Genomic DNA, 12,382 nt, shown 5'->3' with positions numbered 1-12,382 from the left:
TCATTATTCAAATTTATGGACTTTAATAATTAAAATCGATAACTTCGCAAACATAGGAGAAACATAGAAATTAATTTAATTTTTGATTTAAATCTGTTCCGAACAGTCGAAATTTAGATGACATAGAAAAAAAGCCAATGCTTTTTTTTCTATTGTGTACTCTTATCATCGTCAAAATTTATTTTTGCAGGAATAAACACTATGTTTCTATGTGGTTTAAACTTCAACTTATTTTAATGCGTTTGACCTGCTCGATACATTTTTTGTTGCGTTTTACTCCACAAAATCTCGAAGTGTCTGGACGAACTGAAGAAAAAACACTCGGACAGACGAAAATTTATTGCAAAAAAGCTAATTAGCCCCAACGGGTTAGCCTATTTTATTTCTCGGATTAAATATGAATTTTGGCTGATAACAAGGGATGTACTGCATCTCTTTTTTTGTTTATTCGAATATTAAATTAAATTGAATCAATAAGATTTTTTTTTCAATTCATTAAATGTTATTTTTGATGTATTGTAAGGAATTAATCTTTTTAAAAAAAAATACTTTGAGTAATACTAAAGACTCTGGTTCAGCGCCGCTAACTTCTACTTTTTTTTCAAGAGAAAACTTGAAATTCAGCATTCATAATTTGAGCTATCTGCCCAGATGGATTATTATTATGATGGATTTTTCGGTTTTAGTATTATCCTTTTTTTTTACTATTCTAATATTTAAGGGAACTGGACTAGACTATATAATTACGCCACATAGCTTTACATTCATATCTGCCTTATTTGGGATAAATGTTTTCTTTTTCTGGTTGTTTAGAACGTATTCCGGGATTATCAGACACTCTTCTTATATTGATGCCGTTAAGCTTTTGTTTTCACAAATGGCAGTTCTGGTGCTGTTTCTTTTTTTTAATTTTGGGTACGAGTTGTTACATGGAGAGAAAGCATTTTTAAACACTGCTTTTTTCATAAACATCGTACTTTCTTTTTGTGGGTTATTTTTATATCGGGTAATAATCAAACAAACTTTTGAGATCTATTTTTCAGAACAAGGAACAAACAAATTGATCAGAACGATCATTTATGGTACGGATGCCAATGCCATATCGGTAGCGAATGCTTTAAAATTTGAAACCCCTTCCCGATTTAAAATTGTTGGGTTTGTCGATAAAAATAATCAAAATGCGACTAAACGTATGTTGGATTTACCAATTTTGGTTAAAAAGAAAAAATTACCCCCATTAATGCGTTCCGTTAACGCCCAAGCAGTTATTATTGCCGACAAAAGTTTGTCCAAAGAAGAGCAATTAATTATTGTAGACCAATGTTTAGAATTCAATTATAGTGTATTTACAGTGCCATTAATTTCCGACTGGGAAAATCAAAAAGAAATTTCACAGAAAGTAAAAAACATCCAAATTGAAGATTTACTGGAAAGAAAACCTATCGTATTAGACGGTAAATCGATATCCAAACAACTAAAGGATAAAACCATTCTAATTACCGGAGCTGCCGGATCTATAGGCAGCGAAATTGTGCGTCAGGTATTAAATTTCAATCCTAAGACAGTACTTATTTTAGATCAGGCAGAAACACCTTTGCATCATATGTTTTTAGAAATGAATGCTTTGAATTCTGATTCAGAAATACATACTATAATTGCCGATGTAAGGAATAAAGAAGCTATGGACAATGTTTTTAAAATACATCAACCTCAAGTAGTTTTTCATGCAGCTGCCTATAAGCATGTCCCTTTGATGGAAGAAAATCCTTCCCAAGCAATTCTTACGAATATTGAGGGGACCAAAAATCTAGCCGATTTGTCGTGCTTGTATAATGTCAAAAAATTTGTGATGGTATCTACTGATAAAGCAGTAAACCCAAGTAATGTAATGGGAGCCAGCAAAAGAATAGCCGAAAAGTATGTGCATTCCCTGCAATCAAAAAATCACGAAGACAGAGGGAAAAATGCGACAAAATTTATAACCACACGTTTTGGAAATGTTTTAGGTTCTAATGGTTCCGTGGTTCCTTTGTTTACTAAGCAAATTTCTAATGGAGGCCCAATTACGATTACGCATCCCGATATCATTAGGTATTTTATGACTATTCCTGAAGCTTGTCAATTAGTTTTAGAGGCAGGAGCCATGGGCAATGGTGGAGAAATTTATATTTTTGATATGGGGAAACCTGTTAAAATTATCGATTTGGCTAAAAAGATGATTAAGTTAGCCGGTTTTATCCCGGATAAAGATATCAAAATACAGATCGTCGGATTGAGACCGGGCGAGAAATTATATGAAGAATTGCTAAACGATACTTCAAAAACATTGCCTACGTATCATGAAAAAATCATGATTTCAGAGGAGATTTTGGATGAATTTGAAGACTTGAATGCCGCTATTGAAGAGCTGATACGTATTGCGAATCATTTTGACAATGATCAAATTGTAATAAAAATGAAAAAAATTGTTCCAGAGTTCAAAAGCATGAATTCCACTTTTGAGTTATTAGACAAGCAAGAAAAGCATTTGGTAGATTAAAAAAAGGCTCCAAAGTAGATTGCCCCCAAAAAGTTAGACACTTATTGGGGGCATTTTTATTTATAAAAGAATCGAGTCAGTCAAACTTAAAAAACTGATTGTTGGCTATGGCTTCTTTTAGTGGTGCTACGTCTTTTAATTTTACTTTTTGATCGAAGGCAGTAATGTGGTTGTCATGATGTACATCCGAGCCCACATAGGTATACATTCCTTTTTGCAGTAATTGCTCCGCTGTTTTAGTTATTGCAGCGCCATAATACCCTACAACCGACAGTAAATTCAACTGAAACAAGCAGCCCGCCCTTTTTAGTTTCAGGTATTCATTAAAATTATTATGATAAAATAAATACCGTTCCGGATGTGCTAATACGGGAATGTATCCTGCTATCTGTAAGTCAAATAATATGGAATACAATTGAATTGGTGCATTGATATACGATATTTCCACTAGAACGTAATTGTCTTTTAAAGTCAATAAATTGCCAGATTGGAAAAGTTGTACAAAGTGATCGTCCATCAAATACTCGGCTGCTGCATGAAAAGGAGCTGTGATGTTGTTCTTCTCGAGTTCTAAAACAGTTACTGCTTTTTTTTTCAGAATTTGTTCAGGGGTATTTTCCCATACCTGTTGAATAATATGTGGTGTCGTAATAAATTGTGAAATTCCCATGCCTTGCAGCGCTTGAGTAAGTCGCAGCGTATCCTCAAAAGTTCTTGCACCATCATCAATACCCGGCAATAAATGGGAGTGGATGTCAATGTGGTGATCCGGAATTAAATCTTTAAGTATGGGCTTTGATCGGAAGAATGTTAACATAGTGTAAAGTTAGTATTCAGTATTCAGTATTCAGTGTTCAGTTTTGAGTGTTCAGTGTTCAGTGATCGATGTTTAGTGGTAAGCATTCAGGGGTCAGTTTTAGAGTTGAGGAGTGTAGTGCAAATTCCTGCCCCTGATTGCATATTCTGTCGAAAACAGGATTGTTTTTGAACTCTTCGGCTGTTATTCTCTTTCTTCCTCTCCTTCTAGCATAATTCTCTCTGTCAGCAGTGACCACAAAATTTATATCCTCTATGGTTCCTTTAATTAGGAAGGGTGCTGTCACTTTTGACATAGTGTTTAGTTTTAATTAAAAGTAGTAAAAAATTATTTAATAATTGACAATTTTTCTTACATATTTAAATTTTTTAAGTTGCCCTCAGCAATACTTAATTATTATTATTATTATTATTAACCCGTAGGGTGTAATTAGTTTTTGATAATTATTTTACGTCAATTCGAGTGATTTTCTCCCGAAGCCTCGGGAAGAAAATTGTATCGAGAACTAGAAAATTAGTATTAAAAACGGTTCTCGTCCCGATAGCTATCGGGACATTTTTTGTTCCGTTTTACTCCACAAAAAACGAACTGACGTTTTGAATAATTACACCAACGGGTTTATTATTATTATTATTTCGTTTTTAATGCAAATTTGTTTTCATTTATTAGATATTATTCACTAGAACAGATGCATGCATGTTGAAATAGTTTTATCAGGGTGGTTGGTTGGTTGGTAGCTCCTCTCGACTGCGCTCGAGGTGACAAAACGATTGTGGTTGAACGGTGTTTTTTTGGAATGGTTGATATGATTTATTGGAAGGATTTCTCTCGACTTTGCTCGAGGTTAATGTTATTATGTTAAGGATTCGTCAGTTCGTCCCGACGCTTCGAGAGAGTAGAAATTTGCGATACAATTTTGAGCATTAAAGCTTTCGCATTAATGTTCACTAATACCAGCAACAATTTTTGCCACAGATTTAAAAGATTTTCACAGATTAAAGAAAAAGTGAATTAGATTTATAGGAGAAATCCTTTAAATCTTTGGCAAAAAAAATAAAGTAGCCCGCAAAGCGGACAGTCCTATAATTTAAATGTTTTTTTGTATTTTTAGAGTTAATTATTAATCGGAGTTTTGAGCTTGTGAAACTGGTACTATTTAAATTCCAATACATTACGTTGTATTGTGTGCCTACGCAAAACAAACTTGAACTTCAAAAAATATAATACTTAAAAATATGAAAACATCACACATTTATCCAGGAGCATACACACTGAATTCCTACATAACCGTAAAAGGATGTAGCGAAGCAATTGACTTTTATAAAAAAGCATTTGGTGCAACAGAACGAGGCAGGTTACTGATGCCCGATGGAAAAATTGGCCACGCCGAAATAGAGATCGAAGGTTCATTACTTATGATGGCAGACGAAAACATTGAATGGGGAAATAAAAGTCCTCAAACTATTGGTGGAAATCCAATGTCTTTTGGATTGTATGTAAAAGATGTAGATGAAGCATTTCAGAAAGCTGTCGATGCGGGTGCCACCGTGGTAATGCCAATTGAAGATATGTTTTATGGAGACCGAGTTGGACATGTAATGGACCCATTTGGATATAAATGGATGATAACAACCCACAAAGAAGATGTGAGCTTTGAGGAAATGCAAAAACGATCCGACAAAATGTTTTCAGGACAATAATCCATTATTGGTAAATTGAACAAAATGATTAAAGAATAGCGGGGAAATTATCTCCGACTCTTGACTTTTTGTATTTTTATGAGTGGTTTATTTGTTTTATAGCGATACGGAATACTTATTAATTCGGGATTAAAGCTTATCAAGAATGGAGTTTTTGATTTTATGCAAAAAAAGGGATTCTCTATACCTTATAAAATTTTCATTTTACCCCGGCTCTAAAGGGAGCCGAAAACTTAGAAGTTGCTACAGATTTTTACCGATTTTTTGTTCGTGTCAATTTGTGTTTCATTTCATGAACGACTCTGGGGATCTGTCCCGAGGTGGTTTAATCTAAAAATAAATTTTTTTATCTTTGCTACATGCACAATCATTTAATAAACATTATTTCCCAAAAAGTTTTACTTTCTGACACTGATATTAAATTGTGCAATGACTATTTTGAGCCTGTACTTTTTCCTAAAAACAGCATTATTGAAGCAGAAGGAAAAATCCCGAATTATTTATATTTTGTAGTGTCAGGTTTTATGCGATTATTCCATTACAATGACAGTGGTACTGAAATTACATCACATATAAATTGTCCTCCTGGATTTATCACTTCCTATTTTAACTTCATCAATCAGACAAAGGCAAATGACAATGTAGCGTGTATTACAGCATGTGAATTATTGAGAATTACAAAAAACGATTTAGACTTTCTTACTCAACAAAGTGCGGCTTTTAAAGACTTTAGCATTGGGGTTTTTCAGCAGTCAATTGCCTACAATGAAAACCGTTCTAAAGAATTGGCAACACTAACAGCTGAACAACGCTATCATAAATTAATTGACAACTATCCCGCTATACTTCATAATGTACCCATTCAGTACATCGCTTCTTTTCTCGGCATAAAACCACAAAGTCTTAGCAGAATAAGACGACAGCAAATTAAGTAACAAATGTTAAGTGGTTTCGGTTAGCATTTTTACAATTTTGTACCATCATTAAAAATAAAAATATGGTACAGAAAGATTTAGCATTGGTTACAGGTGCAAACGGGCATCTTGGTAACAACTTAGTAAGGCTGCTTATCAGCAAAGGAATTCCAGTAAGGGCTTCTGTCCGTAACATTAAAAACAAAGAACCTTTTGAAGGTTTAGATTGTGAAGTGGTTCAATCTGATATTTCAGATAAGCAATCATTGGTGAATGCTTTGCAGGGAGTAGCTACCTTTTACGCAGTAGGTGCAGTTTTTAAACTTTGGGCAAAAGACCCTAAAAAAGAAATTTACGACGTCAATATTGAAGGCATAAGAAATAGTATTGAAGCCGCGGCAGCAGCAGGCGTGAAACGAATTGTTTATGTGAGTTCTATTGCGGCTTTAAATTATTCCAAACTTCCTACGAAGGAAAGTTTTGGACAAAATCCTGATAGAAGGGATATGTATTACAATTCAAAAAATGACGGTGAAAAATTAGCCTTTGAGTTGGCAAAAAAACATGCTATTGAATTAGTTGCCGTTTTGCCTTCTGCAATGATTGGTAGCTCTGCTTTTGCACCGTTAAGTGTTTCTTACAACATTATAAATTTAATCTTAAAAAAAGAAATACCGGTCGAAACAAATATCACCCTGAATTGGATTGATGTAAAAGATGTAGCCGAAGGCTGTTACTTGGCAGCAACAAAAGGCAAAAATGGTGAACGCTACATTTTAGCAAATGAGAAATGTACTTCTATCAAAGAAACAACAAAAATTGCACAAGAATTATTTCCAGACTTGAAAATAAAACTTCCAACAGCAGTTCCAAAACCAATTTTATTTATCATAGCTTGGGTTATGGAAGTTGGGAGTAAGATAAACGGCAAAGCACCTTTATTAAGTACCAAAGATATTGCTATGTTTTCAGGGCTTCAACAAGACTTTGACATTTCAAAAGCAAGGACAGAATTGGGTTTCAACCCAAAAAACTCAAAAGAAGTGGTTAAGGAAGCAATGTTATATTTGAAAAAAAATGAAACTCGGTTACCGTGACAGAATAAGGGTATGCAGTTAAACAAAAGTTTTGTGATTTTGGGGCAGAAGTGCTACATCGAAACTTCTTTTTAGGATTTTTTTTAAGAACGATGAAACGGTCTTTTCCAGAAAGAATTTTAATTATAGTTTAAATCCCATATGTTTACTTTCTAATTAACCCGTTGGGTGTAATTAGTTTTATTTTATAATTTTCGTCAGTTCGAGGCTTAATTTTTTTACAAAAAAACAATATAAAATGACATTCATTGTGTCACCCTGAGCAGAGCCTGCCCTGAGTTTTTATCGAAGGGTCGAAGGGCTACGTAATAAAAAACGTCATTGGTAGTGATTTTCGTCAGATACCTAAGCTTCGGGAGTATCGAGCATCTCCACTTCGGTCGATATGACGTAGAAAATTTTTGACTTAAAAACAATTTTCGTCCTGATAGCTATCGGGACATTTTTTGTTCCGTTTCACTCCACAAAAAACACTGACAATGACGTTTTATTGAAAGTAAATAATTAGGGCTTACTAATTTTCTTTTTTAGCTCACTTAACTTTTATTATAAGTGGTGTTCGCTGAATCTTCGATTTGTCTTGATCAAAAAAGAAACAAAAAAATATTCATGGGTTATTATTGTTTTTTGGTATTCATGAATCTTCGATTTCAAGTCTTCACTTCCTCGTCGGTCAAATTAGTTTTCGAATACTAAAAGAAAAGAATTGTTCATGCGCTAATATTTTAATTTGTATTCACGAATCTTCGATTTCGCTATGCTCAAACAGCTTTTCTTTTTACGTATTCTTTAAACATTTGACACTCGACTGCGGAAGCTAAGGACAGTTAAACCTCGGAAATAACAGCAATTAGATATATAATTGAATACAATCATACAAAGTCATTTTATATTGCTTTTTTTGTAAAAAAATTAAACCTCGAATTCACCCTTCGATTAAAACTCAGGGCAGGCTAATAATTACAACCACTGGGTTGACATTAGTAAACTCAAAATTCAAAACTGATCTACTGTAGCATCTGTAAACGTTTCACCAGTCGCGTAAAAATGTAAACCAACATAAAAAAGGAAGCTCACTTATCCCGAAGTTTCGGGACTTTTAAGCGAAGTCTATTTAAATTAGCAGGGAAGAGGTTAGTCATTTTTTTATGGCTGTTTGTACCAGTTTGCAACACTAATTTTTGGACGTGCAGAGAAAAAAAACTATTTTTGATACAATCAATGATAGTATCAATGAAGTCCTCTTGTACTGTTATTTTTTTTACTGTATTGAATATGAAATAATTAAAAACAATTTAAATTATGGATAATCAAGATTTTACCACAACCCTGTTGGTAGACCAAACTCCTGCAGCAGTATTCAATGCCATCAATAATGTTCGCGGATGGTGGTCAGAAGAAATTGAAGGCAGTACAGACCAACTCAATGATGTGTTTAGCTATCATTATGAAGACATCCATCGGTGCCAAATGAAATTAATAGAAGTGATTCCAAACGAAAAAGTCGTGTGGCTTGTGATGGATAACTATTTTAAGTTCACTAAAGACAAAAGCGAATGGACAGGAACCAAAATTAGTTTTGAAATCTCTAAAAAGGATAACCAAACACAACTAGTTTTCACTCACTTGGGTCTAGTTCCCGAATATGAGTGCTACGATATCTGCAGAGATGCATGGAGTAATTATATACAGAATAGTTTGCGAAGCCTTATCACGACAGGTAAGGGTCAGCCGAACAGCACTGGCAATCCAAGAACTGCAGCCGAAAAGAAACTGTCTGCGGAAGGTAAAGAATAAAGAAACTGAAAGGACACTATTTGCGGGCAAGCCTTACCAGCGTTTCAAAATGAAGAACAGAAAATTTGGACGGCAGTTCGCAAAAGGGGATGATGCATTTACGGTTCAAAGTCAACTATATGAGTGGATTTAGTTTTATGGCTGGGATGTATAAGTTGGCAGCAAGACTAATGATCGTTCAGGCCGACATCAATGTCATTAAGTTAAGGTTTCGTCAGTTCGTCCCGACGCTTCGGGAGAGTAGCAATTTTCGATAGAAAATTGTTGTGAAATATCGAGAACTCTTTTATAACAAAGGTTTCTCGATACAATTTTAAACATTAAAGCTGTAGCATTACTGTTTAAAATTACTAGCAATGACGTTTTATTGAAAGTAAATAATTAGGGCTTACTAATTTTCTTTTTTGCTTGATCAAAAAAGAAACAAAAAAATCAAGTCTTCACTTCCTCGTCGGTCAAATTAGTTTTCGAATACTAAAAGAAAAGAACTCGCTACGCTCAAACAGCTTTTCTTTTTACGTATTCTTCAAACATTTGACACTCGACTGCGGAAGCTAAGGACAGTTGAACCTCGGAAATAACAGCAATTTGATATATAATTGAATACAACCTGAAAAAGTCATTTTATATTGCTTTTTTAGGATAAAAATTACAGCTCGAAGTGACGGTCAAAATGGCTTAACTTAATGACATGGAGCCCGACATGTTACATCACCAATTGCAAGACATCGTGCGCCAATTAAAATAACACCTAATGAGAATGGAAAATAAAAAGGAGTTGTCACCAGAACAATTTTCAGCACTACTAGGTGCATTAAAAGACCGTTTTGAGAAAAACATAAACCGCCATAAAGGTCTTGAATGGGGTAAAGTACAAGCAAGGCTGGAAGCCTCCCAAAACTTCGGGATTGAAAAACTGTGGTCGCTCCATGAAATGGAAAGAACCGGTGGTGAACCGGATGTTGTAAGGCATGATAAAAAGACGGGTGAATACATTTTTTATGATTGTTCAGCAGAAAGTCCTAAAGGCCGCAGAAGTGTTTGCTACGACCGCGAAGCGCTGGAGTCAAGAAAAGAACATAAACCTGCAACTAGCGCTACTGATATGGCTACTGCCATGGGCATTGAACTTTTAACGGAGGGGCAATATCGAGAGTTGCAGCAACTTGGAAATTTCGATACGAAAACATCAAGCTGGGTGAAAACACCTTCTGAGATTAGAAAACTTGGTGGTGCCCTTTTTGCTGATTTTCGTTACGGCAATGTCTTCGTGTATCATAACGGTGCAGAATCATACTATGCTGCCAGGGCGTTCCGTGGCTCGCTACCGGTTTAAATATTGAACATACTGCTAATTGAATTTGAGAACGGATCAGCTGAGAAAGAATTGTCAGGTATGCCGAATGAATAAGCAAAGCCCAGTTGTCACAGGCTGTTGCAAATGGTTTGGGCAATAGAAATGAATGCAACGACTTTGTTTTTTCCATTACTATTGTTATGGTGGGTGTGTTTTGTGAGAATTTGGTTAAACCGAAAATTAACGATAATTTAGTCCCAAACCCGCTATAGTAGCAACAGGTCAGACTGTCTAAAAATCTAAAACAAACCTCTGAGAATTCCATATTTGAAATTTTTCAAAGACAGGAGTCCGAATATGAAATATTAAAATGGAAGTTTTTTCACAGACTGACGTTATGCGCAACTTAAAGAAAATCCGCTTAACATAAATTTTAGACTATGACAAAACATAATTTGCTTAGAATGGACAATGTCGGAATTGTGGTAGAATCTCTTGACGAAAGTATTTCTTTTTTTCTTGAACTCGGCCTAAAATTAGAAGGAAGAGCAATGATTGAAGGCGAATGGGCGGGACGTATAACGGGACTTGGTAATCAATCCGTAGAAATTGCCATGATGGTTACACCAGACGGAAACAGCCGACTGGAGCTATCGAGATTCATTAATCCGAAAGCAATAGAAGATCATCGCAACGCTCCGGTAAATGCCTTAGGTTATTTACGAGTTATGTTTGCGGTTGCTGACATAGACGATACGCTCGATAGACTTTATAAACATGGTGCACAACTTGTCGAAGAAGTAGTTCGTTACCAAGACTCCTATAGACTTTGTTACATTCGTGGACCCGAAGGGATTTTAATCGGAATTGCTGAACCACTTAAAAAAAAATAAGCAGCGCATAACAGCAACTACAACGGATTTGGGCAATTGACTTAATGGGAAAATTGGTTTGTATTTGTGAGAATTTGATTAATCCGAAAATAAGGCTTAATTTAATCCCAAACCTCTTGTAATAAGGGAACGTCAGACTGTCTGAAAACATAAAAACAACCCTCTGAGAATTGCATATTTGAGATTTTTCAAAGATGGGAGTCCGAATATGAAATATTAAAATGGCGGTCATTGTAAAAGAAGCCACAACTAAAACTAAAGGTACGACTTCCAATATTTTAGTATCCGACAAAATTATTTGAATATAAATATATATTTATTGTTTATCAATAATTATTTGCTATTTTTGTGATGTAATTTTAACTTTTAACAATTATGTCAAAAACAAACAACATCGTATTTAAAGGCTTACATATTGTGGCTTGGGTCATCTTCGTTGGCTTGTGTATTGAGGCTGGAGGTTTGATAGTCAATTTTATTTTCAGTCTCTATAGACCTGAATTTGTCCAAAATCTTTATCAAAAGTTGGACTTAAGTGAAATGTATGAACGTAGTAAATGGGCTTTTTTCAGTATGTATAGTTTTATACTTGTCATAGCGATTTTGAAAGCTGTCCTATTTTATGTAGTCATCAGATTAGTGAGCAAAATTGATTTGTCAAAACCATTCAACAGCTTTGTTTCGAAACAAATTTCACAAATTAGTTATTACACTCTTTCAATTGGACTATTAAGTTACATAGCTCGACAATCAGCTAAGAATTTAGTGCATCGTGGTTTTGTCACCGACAACTTAAATCCCTTTTGGGCAGATAGTCAAGCATTTATTTTGATGGCGGCTGTAATCTACGTTATTGCGACTATCTTCAAAAAAGGAATAGATATTCAAAACGAAAACGATTTAACTGTTTAAGCCATGCCCATAATTGTAAACTTAGATGTGATGATGGCAAAACGGAAAATTTCTCTGAATGAACTTTCTGAAAGAGTTGATTTGACATTATCTAACCTTTCAATCTTAAAGACTGGAAAGGCAAAGGCAATCCGATTTAGTACCTTGGAAGCTATTTGTAAAGCCTTAGACTGCCAACCAGGCGACATTTTAGAATATGCAAACGACAAATAAGAGCAACGACCGCCTAACAGCGGTAGCTGTTGCACAACCGTTCTAAAAATCTAAATCGGTACAAAACAATATAAAAACAACCTCGTTTTAGACTGCACCCAAAAGTTTAGACAAATTTATAATTAATTTTGACAATAGTGAGCTCGATATTTTATCGGGCTCATTTTGTTTAAATTTGATTTGATTCTTTCGTTATTGTAATA

Annotated in this window: 11 protein-coding genes; 9 read left to right on the top strand and 2 right to left on the bottom strand. The window is 34.7% G+C overall.

Going from position 1 to position 12,382, the window contains the following annotated elements:
• Positions 1 to 499: 499 nt before the first annotated feature.
• Positions 500 to 2,539: a polysaccharide biosynthesis protein gene (locus ACNQGX_RS17920; protein WP_417978607.1), complete on the top strand. Its 2,040-nt coding sequence runs from the start codon at positions 500 to 502 to the stop codon at positions 2,537 to 2,539.
• Between the two features lie 76 nt (positions 2,540 to 2,615).
• Here the strand turns inward: ACNQGX_RS17920 and ACNQGX_RS17915 are convergent, their stop codons facing one another.
• Complete coding sequence (locus tag ACNQGX_RS17915; RefSeq protein ID WP_417978605.1) at positions 2,616 to 3,356, bottom strand: tyrosine-protein phosphatase; 741 nt, start codon at positions 3,354 to 3,356, stop codon at positions 2,616 to 2,618.
• A gap of 58 nt (positions 3,357 to 3,414) precedes the next feature.
• Complete coding sequence (locus ACNQGX_RS17910; protein WP_417978602.1) at positions 3,415 to 3,642, bottom strand: hypothetical protein; 228 nt, start codon at positions 3,640 to 3,642, stop codon at positions 3,415 to 3,417.
• A 949-nt stretch (positions 3,643 to 4,591) separates the two neighbouring features.
• Here ACNQGX_RS17910 and ACNQGX_RS17905 point away from each other — a divergent pair.
• The 8 genes from ACNQGX_RS17905 to ACNQGX_RS17870 all read left to right on the top strand — a co-directional run bounded on the left by ACNQGX_RS17905 (position 4,592) and on the right by ACNQGX_RS17870 (position 12,179).
• Positions 4,592 to 5,056, top strand: coding sequence for a VOC family protein (locus ACNQGX_RS17905; RefSeq protein ID WP_417978600.1), 465 nt, complete (start codon positions 4,592 to 4,594; stop codon positions 5,054 to 5,056).
• Positions 5,057 to 5,415: 359 nt separating this feature from the next.
• Positions 5,416 to 5,991, top strand: a complete 576-nt coding sequence (locus tag ACNQGX_RS17900; RefSeq protein ID WP_417978598.1) for a Crp/Fnr family transcriptional regulator — start codon at positions 5,416 to 5,418, stop codon at positions 5,989 to 5,991.
• A 62-nt stretch (positions 5,992 to 6,053) separates the two neighbouring features.
• Positions 6,054 to 7,067, top strand: a complete 1,014-nt coding sequence (locus tag ACNQGX_RS17895) for an NAD-dependent epimerase/dehydratase family protein (protein WP_417978595.1) — start codon at positions 6,054 to 6,056, stop codon at positions 7,065 to 7,067.
• A 1,302-nt stretch (positions 7,068 to 8,369) separates the two neighbouring features.
• Positions 8,370 to 8,864 carry an SRPBCC family protein gene (locus ACNQGX_RS17890; protein WP_417978593.1) on the top strand — a complete coding sequence of 165 codons (495 nt, stop codon included), beginning with the start codon at positions 8,370 to 8,372 and terminating at the stop codon, positions 8,862 to 8,864.
• 760 nt (positions 8,865 to 9,624) lie between these two features.
• Positions 9,625 to 10,200: a DUF4256 domain-containing protein gene (locus ACNQGX_RS17885; RefSeq protein ID WP_417978591.1), complete on the top strand. Its 576-nt coding sequence runs from the start codon at positions 9,625 to 9,627 to the stop codon at positions 10,198 to 10,200.
• A 401-nt stretch (positions 10,201 to 10,601) separates the two neighbouring features.
• Positions 10,602 to 11,054 carry a VOC family protein gene (locus ACNQGX_RS17880; RefSeq protein ID WP_417978589.1) on the top strand — a complete coding sequence of 151 codons (453 nt, stop codon included), beginning with the start codon at positions 10,602 to 10,604 and terminating at the stop codon, positions 11,052 to 11,054.
• 375 nt (positions 11,055 to 11,429) lie between these two features.
• Positions 11,430 to 11,966: a DUF2975 domain-containing protein gene (locus tag ACNQGX_RS17875; RefSeq protein WP_417978587.1), complete on the top strand. Its 537-nt coding sequence runs from the start codon at positions 11,430 to 11,432 to the stop codon at positions 11,964 to 11,966.
• A 3-nt stretch (positions 11,967 to 11,969) separates the two neighbouring features.
• Positions 11,970 to 12,179 carry a helix-turn-helix domain-containing protein gene (locus tag ACNQGX_RS17870; protein ID WP_417978585.1) on the top strand — a complete coding sequence of 70 codons (210 nt, stop codon included), beginning with the start codon at positions 11,970 to 11,972 and terminating at the stop codon, positions 12,177 to 12,179.
• The last annotated feature ends 203 nt before the right edge of the window (positions 12,180 to 12,382 follow it).

It is taken from the genome of Flavobacterium glycogeni, from assembly GCF_048286775.1.
GTDB lineage: Bacteria > Bacteroidota > Bacteroidia > Flavobacteriales > Flavobacteriaceae > Flavobacterium.
Note: the sequence above shows the minus strand (reverse complement) of the source record. Positions and strands in the feature narration are given on the sequence as shown.